Raw genomic sequence first — 18,780 nt, forward strand, 5'->3', positions numbered from 1 at the left:
ACTGACTAACCTCTCACATCATTAATCGGAGCATGAATCAGTTTTTCGTCCATACCGAATACATAGAATTTGTGGATTGGAATGTAGATTTTGATGGTTTCGTCCACTTCATAGCTGTGAACGCCAGCCAAGTGAAGCACCAACTCAAAATGCGCATTACGAACGTGAAGAAATGTCTCTGAGCCACTAATTTCGGCGACTTCCACTTGAACCGTCAGCTCAACATCGTCGTCGTTTTTCGGTAACAAACTAAGATGACTGGGTCGAATACCAAACTTGTAGCTACCCTTTTCAAGCTTGCTTAACGACTGGTTAAGCGGGAAGTGAGCACTTTGATCAAACGTGACTTCACTTTCAGTAACGTCACCTTTTAGTAAGTTAATAGGAGGCTCACTAAACAGAGTGGCTGAGGTCACGCAATCTGGGGTGTGATACACCTCTGCGGTCGGGCCTGACTGAATGACCTTTCCTTCGTGGAGAATGGTTGTCGTTCCGCCAAGTGCTAGAGCTTCGTTAGGCTCTGTAGTAGCGTAGATAGCGATCGTGTGACGGGTTTTGAACAACTCACGCATTTCCTGACGCAGTTCCTCGCGAAGCTTGTAGTCTAAGTTCACCAGAGGCTCATCGAACAAGATAATTTCAGCATCTTTGACCAATGCTCTAGCCATTGCGGTTCTTTGCTGCTGACCACCAGAAAGTTCTAATGGGTGCTTTTTTAGATGTTCAGTAATGCGAAGCATGTCTGCTGTTGCGTGCACACGCTCGATGATTTCTTTTTCAGGTGTACCAGCAAGTCGCAGTGGAGAAGCGACGTTTTCAAATACCGTTAGATTGGGATAATTGATAAATTGCTGGTAAACCATCGAGATGTTTCGCTCTCTTACCGAAACCCCTGTTACATCAACGCCGTTAACCAGAATTCGTCCTGATGTAGGTTTATCCAAACCTGCTATCAATCTCATCAATGAGGTTTTACCTGCGAGTGTTCGCCCAAGCAAAACGTTAAACGATCCTGCTTCAAAGGTGAGGTTCACATCGGATATGTGATGCTCGCCGTCGACTACTTTGCTTACCTGCTCAAGTGTTAATGACACTAAAAACTCCTTTCATCTCGAACAATGTCGTTTTCGATATTGCTCATGATTGCTAGAGTCGTGCCAACTTGCGAAAATTGTAACAATTTAATTACAAGGCATGCGATAAACTATTGAATGAGCGTAGTTTTAAACGCTAACCCCATAGAAAGAAAGCACTTATCCTACAAAAGCGTTTTATGATCCAAGTAACATTTGTTAACTAAATGTGTTCAAACTGTTCAGAGCAATGATATGTTTATTGAGCAATTGGTGAACAATCTTTGTTCGCAAACGCGCTTTTAGTATTTTGACTCTAATTTGGCTGGTCGTAGAAATGAACAGTAAACACAGCACGATCATTAAAAACTCTTGGCAACGATGTAGAGAAGCTGGGTTGTCACACAGCAGTGCTCCAATTATAGAGATGGAGACAGGCTCCTCACTGGCGAGAACAACAGAAGAGCACTCCGGTTTAATAGAAACTACACAACAAAAAGTGTTGCCGTTTTACGACAGTTTATTGGCAAACAGTAACTGCCTCATTACCTTGGCAAATACTAAAGGCCAGGTCTTGAATAGCTGGGGAGAACAACGTTTTTTTACCCAACATCAACCACAAGTGTTTCAAAATGGCGTGCAATGGAAGGAACAGTTAATTGGCACGAACGCCATAGGCACGGCTTTAGAGACGGGCTCCATTGTGCAAGTTTTTCACGATGAACACTTTCTTAGTTCAAACCGATTTATGGCAGGTTCCGCAGCACCTTTGTTTGATGCAGACAGAAGAATGACGGGCGTTTTGTCGATATCAAGTGACGCTTATATGCCCTCTTCTCATACACTTGGTATGGTAAAACTGATGTCACAGGCCATTGAGAACCAATTAATAGCTAGTCGATTTCAAGCGACCCATCACCTATTTTGGTTCAATACTTCTCCTGAAAACATTGATAGTCAATGGTCTTCATTGTTGGTGTTTAACGATGAAGGTATTATTGTTTCAGCCAATCGTCGCGCTGAAGTGGTACTTGGTCAGAATCTTGCGCTGCAGCGTTTGGAACAATTGTTCGATGTAAAGATGGAGCAAGTGCTATCGCACCCTCCTTTTACGCCATTTGCTCTAACTTCTCGCAGCCAGTCTAATTATTATGGCTTGACCATACCTCCAACGATTCCAAAAGGTCGTCAACTCGATTTTAGGTTGGCACCGCAAACCACAGATATAGCTACTCCAACGGACAGACCACTTGATTTAGAACAGTTGAATACCGGTGACCCAAGATTGGCGAAAGCGATTAATCAAGCAAGTCGAATCCTTGATACCGATATACCCATTTTGATCCATGGCGAAACCGGGGTGGGTAAAGAAGTTTTTGTTAACGCACTGCACCAATCAAGTAGACGCAGTCACGCCCCACTCATTGCAGTAAACTGTGCCGCTATCCCGTCTGAACTGGTTGAATCCGAGCTGTTTGGATACGAGAAAGGGGCATTTACCGGTGCTCATACTAAAGGCTATGTGGGATTAATTAGAAAAGCCGATAAAGGAACACTGTTTCTCGATGAACTTGGCGACATGCCGATAAATGTTCAAGCTCGACTGCTTCGAGTACTGCAAGAGCGCAAGGTGACACCACTTGGCTCCACAACCTCTTACCCAGTTGATTTTAAGTTAGTTTCCGCAACCAACCGGAACCTAAAAGCTGACGTAGAGCGCGGTACGTTTCGCCAAGACCTCTATTATCGAGTAACAGGTCTTAACATCACGCTCCCTGCTTTGAGGGAACGAACGGATAAAGAGGCTCTGATCCGATTCATTCTAAGAAAATACGCATACGGCAACGAGGTACCAAATCTAAGCGTGGAAGTATTGGCGATGTTCAAACAACACCCTTGGCCTGGCAATATCAGACAAATGGTTAGCGTGATTCAAATTGCAGCCGCCATGGCGGGCGATGAAACCATCAACTCAGAACACTTACCTGATGACTTCATAAATGACCTCAAACCTTATGAAAGTGCGCCGATTCAACCTATATTGGGCGCTACCGCATCAGACTTATCAGCCGCCCCAAATTTGGTTGAACAAGTCACAGAGCAAGTATCAAACAATCAAGAGTGGCTTGATATTTATGAGGAATATGGAAGGAATATTTCGGCCACTGCAAAGGCGCTTAATGTCAGTCGCAATACATTGTACAAACGCCTAAGAGAGCAAGGGTTAAGATAAGCTTCCCTTGCTCCACTTGGATTGTTTTTATATTAACTCACTGGATCGACATGATAATCATGAATTGTGATTCTGGTGTCATCCAAGCTTACTTTCCAAACTTCGTTAACCAGCAAGTTAATGCTTTCACCACGTAGCGTTGACTCGGGATAGGTGTCTGCAAGTAAGCGTATTCTGAGTTCGACTGCGTAATTATTGTCTTCTCTACGCACTTCTATTTGCTCGATTTGATGATGACAATCCGGTTTAAAGGTGCGCTTAACGATAGAATACCAATCTCTAAACCCATCATGACCTGAAAATGTTCCTTCTGGCGCTGACCATTTGATATCCGCGCTTAAATAACGCGTAAAATCATCAGTCGACTCAGGAAGTTCATCAAACTGGGCGAACCATTGAGTCACAAACTTACTAATACGGTTTTCTGGTGATTGGATAAGGTCTTCAATCCTCGTTTGCAAGCGGTCAGCATGACTCCTAGCACGAGTTTCTACCTCCTCCAGTTTGTTGTACACGCCTGCAATGTAAACCATGCTATGAGTGTAAATTGGCTTAACGTAATTCATTCCTGCAAGATAAGCGGTTTGCTCTAAAGGTTTTAACAACTCTTCAATTGAGAAATGGTTATAGCCAAGCGGGGTATAAGACTCCTCAGGACCACCGATTGTGAACGATAGCACCAAATCTTTGCCTTTTAACTTGTCGCCTTTAGCGCCATAAGCAAAGTTATAGCTGAATACATCATCAATCCATTTTTTTAGCAATGCAGGAATGGAGTACCAGTAGAACGGAAACTGCAGTACAACAACGTCAGCTTTCACTAAAGCCGCTTGCTCTGCCTCTACATCGATCTGATAGTTAGGGTATAAACGGTCTAGTTGACGCACTTCAATGTCATCAAAATGATCACTTAATTGGTTCAAAATAACTTTATTGGTATTTGACGCGTCCAAATTTGGATGACCTGAAATAACTAAAACCTGGCTCATAATGACTTTCTCATCGGTTACTGACTTAACATGTGAGTAGTGTAATTAGTATCATTGATAATTTTTAGATGACTTTTAGCTAAATAATTATTAGTTTAAAGCTAATAATAGTATTAGGTCATAATCATGAACGGAACAATATTCAACCAACTGATTGTATTTAATACGATCGTTCAGGAAGGTAGCATTACCAGAGCGGCTAAGAAGCTCGAAATGGCACCTCCTTCAGTCAGCAATGCGTTGAAAGCTTTAGAGCAAGAATTAGGTCTACCGTTGTTTACACGTACAACACGACGCATTGAAGTCACTGAAGCAGGTCGATTACTGCATGAACGCACCTTGCATTCTATTTCCGAATTGAGTTTGGCTTTCGAAAGTGTCAGCGATTTAAGCAGAGAACCCACTGGCACGGTTCGCGTCACCATGCCACGGTTTGTCTATCAGTATTTAATCGAGCCCATTTACGCTGAATTCTGTCAGCAATACCCTCATATACAACTAGAAATTTCAGTTTCTGACGCCACAATCGACATACTTAACGAGAACTTTGATCTTGGCATCCGCTTTGGTGATAAAGTGGAAGAAGGCATGGTCGCTCGACCACTTACGACTTCTATGAAAGAAGCCTTTTTTGCGTCCCCTGCCTATATAGAACACTATGGACAACCATCATGCCCAGATGATTTGAAACATCACAAGCTGATACAGTATCGATTCATCTCATCAAACAAAATTGCACCTCTATTGCTAAACAAACAGGGAGAGATGCTTTCGGTGGAGATGCCTACCTCCATGGTTGTTAATGACACGAACTTAATGGTAGATGCAGCCATAAAAGGTTTGGGAATAGGCAGACTTGTCGAACCTATGATTCAATCGCATATCGCCCAAAAGCAACTGGTACCAATTTTAGAAGACTATTGGTACCCATATTCTGGACTTTATGTCTACTTTCATAAAAACACACAAAAGGCTAAACGTGTCCGTGTATTGATTGATTTTTTGATAGAAAAAACCAAGCAGCTATAACTAGATGGCGGCTCTTTTCATGGATACATTGTCCCTACTACGAGGTATCAAATTGAACACAAGTAAAATTCGCAACGTGGTCTTCGACGTTGGCAACGTGATTGTGCGCTGGTCTCCCGTTGAGATCGTCCGACTAACATTTGGGTATAGTGCTCATGAAGCAGAGCAAAAGGCTAAAGCTATTTTTCAACATGATATTTGGATGGCTCTTAACAAGGGTCTATTGACCGAACATCAAGCACAAGAAGAATATCAAACTGCATTAGGGCTATCTGAGGCTGAGTGTGAGAGACTCTTCTACTACATCAAAGAAACCCAAATTCAGATTTTTGGTACGGTCGATCTCATTAAGCGCCTGAAACAAGCCAGCTACAACATTTATGCATTAACGGACAACGTCCATGAAATTGTCGAGCACTTAAAGCATCGTTATGACTTCTGGCCACTATTCGAAGCTGCTACCGTATCGGCTGAGTTGGGTGTGCTCAAACCCTCTGCTGACATTTATCAGTCGCTACTCAACAGCAACAATCTTATCGCGGAAGAGACCGTATTTTTGGATGACATGCCATACAACGTCGACGGCGCAGTGCAATGTGGACTGCATGCCATTCAGTTCAGCGACGCACAACAAGCGGAGAATGCACTTCGAGACTTGGGTTTAGAGTTTTAAGACGATTAACGGCAGTTCTCGTGACAAGAACTGCCGTTACTATTTCAGTTGATTCAAATGAACAAACGCTTAACTAAGCTTGCTCTTCAAACTTTCCAATACAGACTTACGAATTGAACCCAGTTTTGGACGCTCCTCATTTGGAAACGGGATTGGTCGCATAAGACTGATCGTTTTCAAACCCAAACGAGCTGTCAGCAGCCCCACACCAAGGCCTTGTCCAGCTCGGGCTGAGAGTTTTTCTGCCAAGTTCATCGACAATATATCCGCACTTGATTCAATGGCAAGTTCACTGGCACCCGCTAATGCAATGTTCATTAATACGAGTTTGAACAACTTAAGTCTTGACCAGTAACCTAACTCTACGCCGTAAACCTCTGATAATTTGTCGATCATTCGGAAATTACGCCAAGCGATGAGAAGCATGTCAGCAATAGCCAATGGACTCAGAGCCACCAAAATTGCCGCTTCCCCCGATAACTTCGACACTGCGGCCAGTGCTTGCTTATCCTGCTCTTTCAGTACCATGGACTGGTACATATTTAGCACTTCAGCATCACTATGCGCACTGTGAATACTGTTCTTCCAGCGGTCAAACGAAGGGTTTTCAGGTTGTATCCCCGCCTCATCAGCTAGCTTTTGACAGAATTTCTCACCCTGCCCCACTCCATCGTTGGCAATCAGTGCTTCGGCCTGTTCCTGAACCGAAAAGTGGTCTTTCAGTTTGCGAAGCTTATACAGCTCCTTACCAAACGCCCCAATACCCATTGCCGCTACTGCGGTAATCAAGCCTGACCAACCTAAAGACAACCAGTCTCCGGTATTGGCAGCAGTCACGACGTTATCTATCGCTTGCCAACCAACTAAGCCTGCAAATGCCGTTAATAAAGTAGTGGCAATCCAGCCTTTTTTGCTGCTTCCTTTGACTACTCTTTCAAGCTCTAGCTCGTCCTGTTGATCATTTGCTTCATGTTCAACAGGTATGAACGCCTGTTCTGGTTCAAACAGCTTTTGGCTGTTTATATCCACTGAAGATTCTATTTCGGAAGTATCCTCAGTGAAGACTTTTCTACCTTTGATATCACTCATCGAAGTTTATCTCCAATCAAATACTGCAATGCTTTATCAAGTCGAATATGCCCACAAGGTTCGTCAACCGCCGTTTCAAGCGGTCTAAATGAGGTAAACTCAAACTGATTGTTTTTCCAATACTCAGCCTTTGGGAGGCGGGCTGGCACATCACCGGGATACAAGGTCATGGTTTCATTATCCAAGGTCGTTCCTCTTAGCGCAGCACTGCTCTCATTTCCTTTACCTACAAATCCTGCTTCGGTCGCTCTGATGGAAGCGACGCTCATGCAGCTCATTTCTATATTTTCGAACGCAGTATCTTGCCACGCTGGATGTACCATTTGCTGTAACAAGCTCACTAAGTTGTTGTGCTGATCTGGTGTGACATGATCAGCCTTTGTGGCGGCAAACAGAATTTTATCTATTCGTGAAGAGAACAAGCGACGTAGTAAGCTAGATTGTCCATAACGGAAACTCTTCATAATTTGTTGCAGCGCATCTTTCATATCATGAAACGCTTCTGAGCCTGCCATTAGTGGCTGTAAACAATCCACTAGCACAATCTGACGATCAAATGTCGCAAAGTGATTCTTGTAGAATTGCTTCACTACTTTGGTTTGATACTCTTCATAGCGGCGCTTGAGCATCGCATAGCCGCTCGTTTTCGTGACTTTGTCTGACGGAGCCTGACAAGGGAAAAACTGCAGTACTGGTGCGCCTTTTAATTCACCCGGAAGAACAAAGCGCCCTGGTTGCACCCAATGTAATCCACGCTCCTTGCAGGCATACAGATATTGAGTAAAGCTCTCGGAAATGTCGGCTATTTGCTTTTCGTTTTCTTCTCCAGTGGCATCAAACTGCTCAAGTTTAGTCAGCCAGTCTTGGGCACATTCGCGGCGAATGCCCGTTAGATTCTCAAACTGCAACTCACTCCACTGCTCAAAGGTCAAATCGAGTAGTGGTAAATCGAGTAACCACTCTCCCGGATAATCAATGACATCAATATACAGAGTCGACGTTTTGCTGATTAAACGTTTCGCCCCTTTTGCTGGCTTATACTTAACCGCTAATCGTATTTCACTTACATCGCGCGTAGGCTCAGGCCAACTTGGTGGCATTGCATGCAGTTGACTCATCGCGTCATCATAAGCAAAACGTGGAACCATTAAGTTAGACTGCGGGACACGCTTGGCGCCGATCAATCGTCCATCTCTAGCACAGTCCAACAGAGGTAAATTCTCGTGCGTAGAGGTATGCAACAGTTGATTAACCAGTGAAGTGATGAACGCCGTTTTACCTGCTCGCGACAAACCCGTCACGGCAATTCGAACATGAGAGTCCATACTACGATGCAGAAGATCAGATACTTCTTGACCAATTCGGCTCATTTAACGTACTCCAATAAAACTAATGGGATAAGTTTGCACTATACGAGATTAACGAAACATGAACAAAAAACCCCTGAAAATATTCAGGGGTTTACGTGAAACTTTGAGAGCGTCCTAATCGTCTTCAATTAACTTATAAATGACGAACAGTGCGATTTCCAACAGAACCGTCAGCACACAAGCCATGGTGACGTATTTTTCATTAAAGATGCTGATACCGTGCAGTATTAAATCGTAGCCAACGAAAAATCCCACTACTAGCAATAACGCAATTTGTAATATTTGTATGAATCGAGGCATTGTTGCTCTCTCCTTGGTTCTTTTTCTAGTATGTTTTTTAGTATACGCCTGAATTATAGATAAAAAAAAGTGAGTATGCGTTCACACACCCACTTTTTCTAAGCGGATTAAGAAACTTTTTCTGCTTCCGCTATCTTAACTTTCCACGTATCTGGACCAATTTGGTGAGCATTCGCTCCGCTTGAATCTACCGCGACAGTCACAGGCATATCTTCTACTTCAAACTCGTAAATAGCTTCCATACCTAAGTCTTCAAACGCAACCACTTTGGCTTTCTTAATCGCCTTAGCTACCAAATATGCCGCACCGCCGACAGCCATTAAGTACACAGCCTTGTGCTCTTTAATAGACTCAATCGCCGCAGGACCACGCTCCGCTTTACCAATCATGCCAGTTAGTCCAGTTTCAGACAGCATCATGTCAGTAAATTTATCCATACGAGTTGATGTTGTTGGGCCAGCTGGTCCTACTGCTTCATCGCCAACGGCGTCTACTGGACCTACGTAGTAGATAAATTTGCCTTTAAAGTCGACACCTTTTGGCAAGCCTTCACCACTCTCCAACATCCCTTGAATACGTTTGTGCGCTGCATCACGACCTGTCAGAATTTTCCCAGAGAGCAATAGAGTCTCACCTGTTTTCCACTCTTGAACGTCTTGTTTAGTGATAGTGTCAAGATTCACTCGACGAGTATTTTCGCCAGCTTCCCATGTAATATCTGGCCACTCTTCCAATTTTGGTGGCGTAAGCTCTGCTGGGCCGGTTCCATCGAGAGTGAAGTGAACGTGACGGGTTGCCGCACAGTTTGGAATCATACACACAGGCTTAGAAGCTGCGTGAGTTGGTGCGGTTTTGATTTTAACATCGACGACGGTCGTTAAGCCGCCCAAACCCTGAGCACCAATGCCCAGTTTGTTGACACGGTTAAAGATATCAAGGCGAAGCTCTTCTTCTGCATTAGAAGGACCACGTTCGATAAGCTCTTGAATATCGATATGCTCCATCAAAGATTCTTTTGCAAGTACTGCCGCTTTCTCAGCCGTACCGCCAATACCTATACCCAACATACCTGGTGGACACCAACCTGCCCCCATAGTAGGTAAGGTTTTCTCTACCCATTCTGCGATGTCGTCAGATGGATTAAGCATGACCATTTTGGTTTTGTTTTCAGAACCGCCGCCTTTCGCTGCGATTTGAATTTCAACTTTATCCCCTGGCACCATATTGATATGAACCACAGCTGGCGTATTGTCTTTGGTGTTAATACGCTTACCTGCTGGATCTTTTAGCACAGATGCACGCAACGGATTGTCAGGGTTGGTATAACCTTGACGAACGCCTTCATCGATCATCTCTTGAACAGTTAGATCAGAGTCCCATTGGACATTCATACCAATGTTCACAAAGCAGGTAACGATACCTGTATCTTGGCAAATTGGTCGATGACCTTCTGCGGACATGCGCGAGTTAATGAGAATTTGCGCGATGGCATCTTTTGCCGCTTGGCTTTCTTCCTTTTGATAAGCTTTATCTAGGGCTTGAACAAAGTCGAGGGGATGGTAATACGAGATGTATTGCAATGCATCAGCAACACTACTGATCACATCTTCTTTACGAATAACCGCCATTGAATACCTCTTTATAATTTTAGCTTCCAGAATTACGAACTTTCTTTGAACCTGTACCACGCCTTAACCCGCAGTATTTTCAGGGATAATTGTCCGACTTTTTATTGTGAAAATATGATACTCTTGCTTTCCACTATGCGCCATGAGTGCGACAACGTTTCTGTCACAATTTAAGCAAATGAACACAAAAGAAAGACTATCTATTCAATTCGTTGACCTTCCTTATTACCAAGACCTAGCCCGAGACAAGTTTGCTGAGATTGAGCAACTTCCTTGGTCGATGCTACTGAAATCGTCAGACGCCAGTCATGAGAACAGCCGATTTGATATTTTGGTCTCTCAACCAGTCGCAACCGTCGAAACGTTTGGTGCTATCACCAAAGTTATAGTTGGAGACGAAGTGTCAGAAAGTGACCAAGATCCATTTGCCATCGTTAATGATTTGATAGAGAACTTAGTTGGTTTCAGGAAAGATTCTACCAACTGGCCATTCATTGGAGGTGCGGTTGGTTACTTCGCATACGATCTAGGACGCAGAGTGGAACGTTTGCCAATAAAAGCAGAAAACGACATCCAAGCCGCCGATATGTCTATCGGTATTTATGATTGGGCATTAGTCGTTGACCATCAAGAACAGCGAGCTGCCATCGTAGGTAACAACCCTGAATTTCATAAGCAATGGTTAGAACGTAAGGTCTCCCCTCAAGAAGATCCGTTTACGTTGGTGTCGAATTGGCAGTCCAACATGACCAAACAACAATACCAAGACAAATTTCTTTCGGTGCAAGACTATCTCTCTGCAGGAGACTGCTATCAGATTAACTTAGCGCAACGACATCAAGCTCAATATACTGGTAGTGAGTGGCAGGCATTTAATCTATTGGACAACCAGAATCAAGCACCGTTTAGTGCCTTTATCCGAACCAACGATAGCGCGATAATCAGTGTTTCCCCTGAGCGTTTCTTACAGCTTCATCAAAACTGTATTGAAACCAAACCAATTAAAGGTACTCGACCAAGATCAGTCGATGTGGAACAAGATAAAGCGTACGCAGAAGAGCTAAAAGCAGCGACCAAAGATCAGGCAGAAAATTTGATGATTGTGGATTTGCTCCGCAATGATATCGGACGAGTAGCAACTCCAGGCAGTGTTAAAGTGCCTAAGCTTTTTGATATCGAAAGCTTCCCTGCAGTTCATCACTTGGTAAGCACGGTAACTGGCGAGTTAGCTCCAGAATACTGCGCTACAGACCTTCTTAGAGCTTGTTTCCCCGGAGGTTCAATAACTGGCGCACCTAAAATACGAGCCATGGAAATCATTGAGGAACTAGAACCTCACACTCGCAGTGTATATTGCGGTAGCATTGGCTACATCAGTGCTCATGGCGTTATGGACACCAGCATTACCATTCGAACACTCATCGCAAAACAAGGTAAAATCTATGCTTGGGCCGGTGGCGGTATCGTCGCCGATAGCGAATGTGATGCAGAGTATCAAGAAACCTTCGATAAATTAGGTAGAATTTTGCCAACCCTTGGCAACCTTCAGTCAGAGCGCATCTAAACCAGAGCTTGGCCCCCATTTAGAGAGTGTGAGGGTCAAGTCTTTTGCGGTATAAGGTTTGGATAGGATATCGTCCATACCCACATCATAACAAGTTTGTCGTTCTTCTCGTGTTGTGCCTGCGGTTAGCGCCACGATGGGTTTGGCGTAACTTGCGTCTCGTAGTCGTTTCGTTGCTTCAAATCCATCCATCACTGGCATTCTACAATCCATAAATATGATGTCGTATTGCTGATTGGTCGCATGTTCAACCGCTTCAAGGCCATTAACAGCAAGATCAGGTGTGATACCGACTTTGCTCAGCATTTTGGTAATCACGACCTGATTCATTTTGATATCGTCAACGACCAGAATTTTAAGGGCAGAAAAGTCCTGTACCACAGTATCAAGGTTCTGTTTTATCCGTTCGTTATCGTCAACATCTTCAACCTGCAACGGTAAAAAACCATAAAACGTTGTACCCTGCCCTAACTCACTGGTTAACGAAATTGAGCCACCCATTAGCTCGACAAGTCTTTTACAGATGGCTAATCCGAGCCCTGTTCCCTCGTAGTTACGTGAACTCGACCTATCTGCTTGAATAAACGGTTGAAACAGTTTCTTCTGAGCCGTCTGACTGATACCAATTCCCGTGTCTGTTACTGAAAAGCCAATCCCACCTTCCTGCGAGGTTAGCGTAACTTTAACACTTCCTTCATCGGTGAATTTAATTGCATTACCAATAAGGTTGACGAAAATTTGTGTGATACGTTCTAAATCGCCTTTGAAGTTCTTGTTAGAGAAGCCGTCAGCGCAAATTGTAAATCCAATTTGCTTCTCCGCCGCTTTGTGCTCAAAAATACTGCACAACGTTGATTGAAGGTTGGTCCATTTGAATGTTGATTCGATTAACTCTAACATTCCTGCATCAATCTTACTGAAATCCAAGAGGTCATTAATAATCGACCTAAGTAGTTGACCAGATTGACTTAAATTACTGTGAAGCTCTTGTTGAGCACCTTTCAGATCAGTATCTGCCAACAACTCAACGCTCCCTAGTAATCCATTTAAAGGAGTCCTCAATTCATGATTGATCATTGCCAGAAACTCACGAGTCGAACGTTCCGACGCTTCTGCGCGCTCTTTCGATTTAACAAGTCTTAAGTTGATTAACTGGCGTGTTATGGAGCTCGACAACAGTTCACAAACTAATGACATTTGGCTTTCAATAAAGGCCAAGTCAAAATCTTCACCAACAAGGTTAACCTCCAATTTCCCAACGTTTTTCTGTTCGACTTGAATTGGTATAGAAGCTTGTAAGGCCGGAGACGTGCTGGCTTCATTTATTACCTTAGTTGAGTTGAAAAGATTATGTTTAAGGGTAGGTATAAGGTTTTCAGTCAACTCAATACTATAAGAAATGCCCTCAGCAGCATCCGTTAATTGTTTGACTAAATCCGCAAGTAGTACATCATCAAGGTTGCTACGTAAAAAGGTTCTTCCAAACTGAATTAGAATTCGCTCAATATGCTGCTGAAACTCCAGCCGTTTAAAGCTAGCCTCTGAGCGCTGCTCTACTTGTTTTAGAGCCACTTCTAATTGTTGATTGGCATTAAACAATTCTAAGCTTTTAGCTTCGAGTAAACTCTCAGCCGCCTTTCTGGCCGCTATTTCACGCTTGAGTTTCCTTTCAATCGCCGCACTACTCGTCATAGTCAATTCACACTAAAGATAAGCTAAACCTGACCACGCTTCCGTCTTCTGTTTGAGGACTCATTTTGACATCTACGGTTTCCCCAAAGTGGGTTGCGCACCCTTCTATTAACCCCAAGCATACGTTAGACATACAGCGAGCGCTCTGATAGTCCATGACCATTTCTGTTTCTGTCTCACTAATGAAATGAAATTTAGGAGGTTCTGCATCCGCGTAGAGTTTTTTCACCTCAACATGAATGTAATCTTCTACGTGGCGAATGAACTGAAATGTAGATGTGCTTTGGCCAATACTGGCACTGTCCGGAATAGATGCCAGTAGTGCTTTAAACACGGTCTGACCAAACACTTGCTGCAATGTATCAGGCGCAATATCGGTTTTCTTACTAAGGTTAACAATTAGCTTCACAAGGTCTCTATGATCGTAACTCCCAACAGCTGTATAGATACCTTCATCCCCTGACATTTCAAGAACTTCGTCCAATACTTCTAAGCCGAACTTTTCTTCAACGAGCTCCATAAACTCGGTAAAAATGATTCCTTTCATAGCCAATCTCCCCAAGATTGAGAGTTGAGGTACTCTCTTTTCGATATTGAACCTAATCATTGGTAGGCTCGATGAATAATTAATCCTCTTAGTTAAGTTCTAGAACAATATTCACACTAAATCCAAGTTAATACGTGTTCACAATCAATAACCTAGTTAAATGGTTATTGATGAAAAGCCCAATGTTCCATCATCAAAACTCAAGGTTAAGTTCAGTTGTGTTTGTGCTTGGCAGTTCACAGACCATAACGTAAATGTATTAATGTTGTTGGCAGTCACTAACCCATCACTGCAATTAACATCAATATGTGCGATACGCTTGCGAACTCTTCGGCTCAGCAGTGCTTTAATCTCGCGAGTCGAAACTTCCCAATAGTTGCCGCTTTTAGTTTGAATACAGTTATCGAAAATCAAGTTAGGCATAAAGACCAGATCGAAAGTTAAATAGCCTTCACTACTTTCTCCATCATCACCTGACAAAGAGAGTTTTCCGAGTCCTTTGCTACGATTAACAGACGACAAGGTTAGGTCACCCTCGCTTTCTGATTTTACTTGAACTAAATCAGAATGCTCGAACGCTAATTGGTGAATAGATTTTGCACATTGCCGGCTAACCGAGTTGGAAATAAGATCTTTTTTATTTACTTCGATATCACACCACTTGTTCGACGCTTTAAGGCTGGTCTGAATCGGTGCCGCTTGCATGTGTGGCATGAAAATTCCAGTGGCAATGTAGTCAACCGCATCAGACAATAAGTAAATATATCCTTCCGACTCAGTTTTGGGTTGACTGAAAGAACCATTCGGCAAACGACGTAAAAAGCTCTGATTTGAAAATGAATAAACAGCATCAACATACACTATCGGACTTGCAAACTGTGTAGGAGAACCAACAAGATCTTTTTGTTCAAGTGCTTTTCGTGAACACATACCGTTCTCTGTCTTTACTATTAGGTCCTTCAACAAAGTAAAATCAAAACGCAGAACTAAGTCCAAACTCTGCTCGCTGTGAAGATTGAGCGCCTCAACTAACAATTCACAAGACAGGGGCTGAAAACTATTGTTGGAATGTGTATACGGTGGAGAAATAAAACAAAACTCTTTCGTCAGTTTACTTTGATAATTTGCTGTGGCAGTCATTACTGACCTAACTTGGAACTCACTTCCTTGTATCGAGGCATCTGAATGACCCGCGCTCTTATTCACAAATTTGACAAGAGCACTTCGGCTGATAGCTATGGTTCCGTCCGAAAGGACTGAATAACCAATTGGACTGCTCTTGGATTGCGCTAATTGAAATTGTTCGGGAACCACGATGTGAGGCACCGATAGAAGATTACATTGCACTCGCAATGGCACACCTTCGATCAAGCAGCGGAGCTCCAGTGTTCCTCCAAACTCTTTGTTCGGTAAGTAAGCATAGACACCATTTCCATAGTCTCTAAAGATACCTACACCACTGTCACAAAGAACTTGCTCCGGTGTTATTCCGTTGAGTTTTTCAATATGAGTTATTAGGTAATCTCTCGAAAACACGAGTAAGCCAGACTGAAATTCAACGATTTGATGTCGATAGCTATCTACACTCATCACATACTCTACCCGTCTGAATAAAATCAATGTCGCTTAGCGTCAGAAGCATACTTAAGAACTTCACGAACCTGACTAGAGGACAATGGACGATAAAAGAAATAGCCTTGGATATAATCGACATCAATAGACTTTAGCGTTTCCAACTCAGAGACTTTCTCTACCCCTTCAGCGACGACTTTAATATTCAAGTCGTGAGAAAGCTGCCGAAGCATATTTACGGCAAAATATTTCTGTTTAACCTCATTGATATTGGTAATGAACTTACGATCGATTTTTAGCTCATCAAAATGGAAGTCGTTAAAATAAGAAAAGGACGAACTACCGGTACCAAAATCATCAACCGCAATCTTAATACCAGCAGAGCGAATTTTCTCTAACAGGTTGGCATTGTTCACATTATTTTCGAAATAGGCCGTTTCTGTTATTTCAATTGTCACCGCATCATTGTCGACTGGAGACCGTTTAATAAGTTCGAATAAATCCAGGAGATGAATCGAAGGTTGACCCGATTCAGCAATTGAGCAATTAAGTGACAACGATAGTTTTTTAGAGACACCTGAGTTTATGCTAACAAACTCCTCAATGGCTCTTTCAGCGACCATTAGATCCAGTGCAGAAATGAGTTTGAGTTCTTCTGCTAGGTGGATCATTTCTTGAACCGTGTACGACATATCTTGAAAACGGAATCGGCAAAGCGCCTCAAGCTTTACTATTTCCCCCGTATGCGTATCGACAATTGGTTGGAAGTTGACGTCGATAGCTTTATTTCGTATTGCATCTATCAAAAGCTGTTCTAAGCGCTTTCTGCGTATATTGCCTTGAACTAGCTTTTCATCGTAAAAATTGACGCTACTGCCGCTTGAGTCATGAACGAACATAGCTTGTACCGACTGAGAGATAACTTCATCAATACCACAGCCATTGAATCCATGAAGTGCAACACCAACCTGACCGTCGGCTATATCATTAACCAAATGGTCATCGAGGTATTTTCTCATGCCCTTGAAAAACTGCTTGATGCATAGATTGATAGTCGCCAGATCTTCGACGTCACTTTGTCGAATTTTGACAAGTGCAATGAACGTGTTGCGCCCCAAATACCCAAAGCTGGATTTGTCATGTGATGACTTTAGTGCAGCAAGGACTTTGCCACGTGACTCTTTTTCTAACTCACTATAAAAGTGCGGCTTGAAGCTGATAACAATATATTTTCCGTTCTTTTTGGATAACTCACTGGCACTTTTTCTAAAAGAGGCTTCATCCTGCGCTGTCTCCTGCTTAAAATTGATATGCGCTGATTTATCCGTGCTCTTCTCTGTAAAATTATCGCCAAAAAAAATGTACACAAAGATATGCTTGCCGTCTGACAACTCGATCTTTTTCACACTGATCGTCTCAAGACGAGCATGGGAATCGCGAGCTCTCGTGATAACAGCGCCCTGCCAACGTGAAGCCTGAGAAATCATACTTTTAAACACTTCCATATGACTACTATCACTTTGGAGCAATTGTATGTCAGAAATGTTTCTACCCAACACACTAATGGGCGATACATTATGTTCGTAGCACAAGCGGTTGTTGGTGAATAACACATTATGTTCATGATTAGTCACTAAAACACCACGATGTGGATCATCAAGCAGATGTTCAATCATTGAGAACACACTAATCTGAGCCTGTGATTGTGACAGTAGTTCAACACTACCTTTCACTTTGTTGTCCAAAATCAGATAGATTTCGAACTTAACAATAAACAGATCTTCGGTTGTTGTTTCAAGTGCAATGGGCACAGCTGCAGGTAGACCGTTAAACTGAACATCACGGATCAACAGCAAGATTTGGTTAACATAATCAATCGACGGAGGTTGAACTGTGATTAACTTATCCTCACAACACAGCACATTACGCCAGAACTCGCCTTTGGAAATTACCGACGTAATCTCCGAGAGATCTTCCGACCAAAATGTTTTATTTTCGTCATGTGTGGTAGAAAGCATTCGCCTCTCACTTCTTATAGTTATCTGCCAACAACGTGTACAGAAGTAAACTAGGCAATAGGAATATGAAATCAAGTTAACCTTAGCTGAGAATTTAAAGTTGAATACTTCAGATTCCCTCCTAGCTTGTTGACTAGATTTAGGAGCAAGGAGCGAGTCATGCGATATGTGTATGTAGATGACGTATACGATGAACGATATCGAATATCACCTCCCCTTAAAGTTAACCTCGTTAGCGGCGATATTCCGGAAGAAGAACTTGAAATAAGAGAGATTTTACGTTGCTGGATGGAAACAGGGCTATCTCCTTTTCAAACCGCTGCAGATATCAAAATGGATTTCTGGACACATGCAGATAACTTCTCACGGCTTAGCTGTACTTTGAATACTCTGCTAAAACACAAAGCCTACTATTTTGCTGCAAAGCGTGTCGCAACAATATGGCGACGCGGGTCTATCGAGAAAGCATATTTGGAATATTTGCTAACAAAGCATATTGGATTAGAGTCACACGAATAGATATGCAACTAATACAATTACTTTTAATTTTCATCCTGTTAGCTTATATTTAATATTATCAATAGATAGCGGACGTTAGCCATACTGCTACCGTAGATACGTATGTATAAATATGTAAATGACATATTCGACACGGAATATAATCAATCGCTTCCTGATCAAGTGACTTTCACTGAGAATGAGGTTCCACTTGAGGAAATTGAAGTTAGAGAGATGGTTGAAGCGTGGTATTTATCAGGGTATGTACCCTGTTTTGAAAAACACAAACTGAGTTCATCCAACAAAATTGACGAACTTTCGATTGACGCTGAGGACAGTGCAACACGATTACGGAAATTAGAAGCGACTCTATTACTGGTTATCAAAAACCGAGTTTACAGAGCCGCGTTCAAACGTCTTATGACAGCTATGAAGCCATCGAGCTCAAAAGATCGATTAATGCTTCTGCTGGAACAAGTAGAAAACGTCTTAAAAGTTCACTAAC

Annotated in this window: 16 protein-coding genes; 6 read left to right on the top strand and 10 right to left on the bottom strand. The window is 42.7% G+C overall.

What is annotated here, in order from left to right:
- Window positions 1-5: 5 nt before the first annotated feature.
- Window positions 6-1,094 (bottom strand): ABC transporter ATP-binding protein, encoded by a 1,089-nt coding sequence (locus tag HOP38_RS10175; protein WP_006073675.1) that lies wholly within the window; start codon window positions 1,092-1,094, stop codon window positions 6-8.
- A gap of 316 nt (window positions 1,095-1,410) precedes the next feature.
- Here HOP38_RS10175 and HOP38_RS10180 point away from each other — a divergent pair, with 316 nt between their 5' ends.
- Window positions 1,411-3,306: a sigma-54-dependent Fis family transcriptional regulator gene (locus tag HOP38_RS10180; RefSeq protein ID WP_198557987.1), complete on the top strand. Its 1,896-nt coding sequence runs from the start codon at window positions 1,411-1,413 to the stop codon at window positions 3,304-3,306.
- A gap of 32 nt (window positions 3,307-3,338) precedes the next feature.
- Here the strand turns inward: HOP38_RS10180 and HOP38_RS10185 are convergent, their stop codons facing one another.
- A complete protein-coding gene (locus HOP38_RS10185; protein ID WP_198557988.1) occupies window positions 3,339-4,295 on the bottom strand; it encodes an NAD(P)H-dependent oxidoreductase in 957 nt (318 codons plus the stop codon).
- 126 nt (window positions 4,296-4,421) lie between these two features.
- Here HOP38_RS10185 and HOP38_RS10190 point away from each other — a divergent pair, with 126 nt between their 5' ends.
- Together HOP38_RS10190 and HOP38_RS10195 are read left to right on the top strand one after the other, a co-directional pair.
- A complete protein-coding gene (locus tag HOP38_RS10190; RefSeq protein ID WP_038225842.1) occupies window positions 4,422-5,324 on the top strand; it encodes a LysR family transcriptional regulator in 903 nt (300 codons plus the stop codon).
- Between the two features lie 52 nt (window positions 5,325-5,376).
- Window positions 5,377-5,997 carry an HAD family hydrolase gene (locus tag HOP38_RS10195; RefSeq protein ID WP_107307006.1) on the top strand — a complete coding sequence of 207 codons (621 nt, stop codon included), beginning with the start codon at window positions 5,377-5,379 and terminating at the stop codon, window positions 5,995-5,997.
- Window positions 5,998-6,066: 69 nt separating this feature from the next.
- On the opposite strand, the gene HOP38_RS10200 is transcribed toward HOP38_RS10195, so the two are convergent.
- The 4 genes from HOP38_RS10200 to HOP38_RS10215 all read right to left on the bottom strand — a co-directional run bounded on the left by HOP38_RS10200 (window position 6,067) and on the right by HOP38_RS10215 (window position 10,384).
- On the bottom strand, window positions 6,067-7,086 hold the full coding sequence (locus HOP38_RS10200; RefSeq protein WP_006073684.1) for a YcjF family protein: 1,020 nt from the start codon (window positions 7,084-7,086) through the stop codon (window positions 6,067-6,069).
- Entirely contained in the window at window positions 7,083-8,456 is a 1,374-nt protein-coding gene (locus HOP38_RS10205; protein ID WP_038225843.1) for a YcjX family GTP-binding protein, read from the bottom strand. Before HOP38_RS10205 ends, HOP38_RS10200 begins: the two co-directional genes overlap by 4 nt.
- A 114-nt stretch (window positions 8,457-8,570) precedes the next feature.
- Entirely contained in the window at window positions 8,571-8,756 is a 186-nt protein-coding gene (locus tag HOP38_RS10210) for a hypothetical protein (protein WP_006073687.1), read from the bottom strand.
- A gap of 107 nt (window positions 8,757-8,863) precedes the next feature.
- Window positions 8,864-10,384 carry a fumarate hydratase gene (locus tag HOP38_RS10215; protein ID WP_006073689.1) on the bottom strand — a complete coding sequence of 507 codons (1,521 nt, stop codon included), beginning with the start codon at window positions 10,382-10,384 and terminating at the stop codon, window positions 8,864-8,866.
- A 178-nt stretch (window positions 10,385-10,562) separates the two neighbouring features.
- On the opposite strand from HOP38_RS10215, the gene pabB reads away from it, so the two are divergent.
- Window positions 10,563-11,948, top strand: coding sequence for an aminodeoxychorismate synthase component I (gene pabB, locus HOP38_RS10220; protein WP_198557989.1), 1,386 nt, complete (start codon window positions 10,563-10,565; stop codon window positions 11,946-11,948).
- On the opposite strand, the gene HOP38_RS10225 is transcribed toward pabB, so the two are convergent.
- The 4 genes from HOP38_RS10225 to HOP38_RS10240 all read right to left on the bottom strand — a co-directional run bounded on the left by HOP38_RS10225 (window position 11,934) and on the right by HOP38_RS10240 (window position 17,777).
- On the bottom strand, window positions 11,934-13,640 hold the full coding sequence (locus tag HOP38_RS10225; RefSeq protein WP_198557990.1) for an ATP-binding protein: 1,707 nt from the start codon (window positions 13,638-13,640) through the stop codon (window positions 11,934-11,936). The genes pabB and HOP38_RS10225 overlap by 15 nt on opposite strands.
- Window positions 13,641-13,647: 7 nt before the next feature.
- Window positions 13,648-14,187 carry a heme NO-binding domain-containing protein gene (locus HOP38_RS10230; protein ID WP_006073693.1) on the bottom strand — a complete coding sequence of 180 codons (540 nt, stop codon included), beginning with the start codon at window positions 14,185-14,187 and terminating at the stop codon, window positions 13,648-13,650.
- A gap of 156 nt (window positions 14,188-14,343) precedes the next feature.
- Window positions 14,344-15,777 (bottom strand): hypothetical protein, encoded by a 1,434-nt coding sequence (locus HOP38_RS10235; RefSeq protein WP_198557991.1) that lies wholly within the window; start codon window positions 15,775-15,777, stop codon window positions 14,344-14,346.
- A gap of 26 nt (window positions 15,778-15,803) precedes the next feature.
- Complete coding sequence (locus HOP38_RS10240) at window positions 15,804-17,777, bottom strand: EAL domain-containing protein (RefSeq protein ID WP_006073697.1); 1,974 nt, start codon at window positions 17,775-17,777, stop codon at window positions 15,804-15,806.
- A 159-nt stretch (window positions 17,778-17,936) separates the two neighbouring features.
- On the opposite strand from HOP38_RS10240, the gene HOP38_RS10245 reads away from it, so the two are divergent.
- Both HOP38_RS10245 and HOP38_RS10250 read left to right on the top strand, forming a co-directional pair.
- Window positions 17,937-18,296 (top strand): hypothetical protein, encoded by a 360-nt coding sequence (locus HOP38_RS10245; protein ID WP_198557992.1) that lies wholly within the window; start codon window positions 17,937-17,939, stop codon window positions 18,294-18,296.
- Between the two features lie 102 nt (window positions 18,297-18,398).
- Complete coding sequence (locus HOP38_RS10250) at window positions 18,399-18,779, top strand: hypothetical protein (protein WP_006073701.1); 381 nt, start codon at window positions 18,399-18,401, stop codon at window positions 18,777-18,779.
- Window position 18,780: the final 1 nt, after the last annotated feature.

Source organism: Vibrio mediterranei (assembly GCF_013364395.1).
Lineage (GTDB): Bacteria > Pseudomonadota > Gammaproteobacteria > Enterobacterales > Vibrionaceae > Vibrio > Vibrio mediterranei.

Coding starts and splice junctions, on each gene's coding strand:
- HOP38_RS10190 (WP_038225842.1), top strand. CDS start 4,422: ATGAACGGAACAATATTCAACCAACTGATTGTATTTAATACGATCGTT.
- HOP38_RS10200 (WP_006073684.1), bottom strand. CDS start 7,086: ATGAGTGATATCAAAGGTAGAAAAGTCTTCACTGAGGATACTTCCGAA.
- HOP38_RS10215 (WP_006073689.1), bottom strand. CDS start 10,384: ATGGCGGTTATTCGTAAAGAAGATGTGATCAGTAGTGTTGCTGATGCA.
- HOP38_RS10235 (WP_198557991.1), bottom strand. CDS start 15,777: ATGAGTGTAGATAGCTATCGACATCAAATCGTTGAATTTCAGTCTGGC.
- HOP38_RS10240 (WP_006073697.1), bottom strand. CDS start 17,777: ATGCTTTCTACCACACATGACGAAAATAAAACATTTTGGTCGGAAGAT.
- HOP38_RS10205 (WP_038225843.1), bottom strand. CDS start 8,456: ATGAGCCGAATTGGTCAAGAAGTATCTGATCTTCTGCATCGTAGTATG.
- HOP38_RS10250 (WP_006073701.1), top strand. CDS start 18,399: ATGTATAAATATGTAAATGACATATTCGACACGGAATATAATCAATCG.
- pabB (WP_198557989.1), top strand. CDS start 10,563: ATGAACACAAAAGAAAGACTATCTATTCAATTCGTTGACCTTCCTTAT.
- HOP38_RS10245 (WP_198557992.1), top strand. CDS start 17,937: ATGCGATATGTGTATGTAGATGACGTATACGATGAACGATATCGAATA.
- HOP38_RS10210 (WP_006073687.1), bottom strand. CDS start 8,756: ATGCCTCGATTCATACAAATATTACAAATTGCGTTATTGCTAGTAGTG.
- HOP38_RS10230 (WP_006073693.1), bottom strand. CDS start 14,187: ATGAAAGGAATCATTTTTACCGAGTTTATGGAGCTCGTTGAAGAAAAG.
- HOP38_RS10185 (WP_198557988.1), bottom strand. CDS start 4,295: ATGAGCCAGGTTTTAGTTATTTCAGGTCATCCAAATTTGGACGCGTCA.
- HOP38_RS10180 (WP_198557987.1), top strand. CDS start 1,411: ATGAACAGTAAACACAGCACGATCATTAAAAACTCTTGGCAACGATGT.
- HOP38_RS10225 (WP_198557990.1), bottom strand. CDS start 13,640: ATGACGAGTAGTGCGGCGATTGAAAGGAAACTCAAGCGTGAAATAGCG.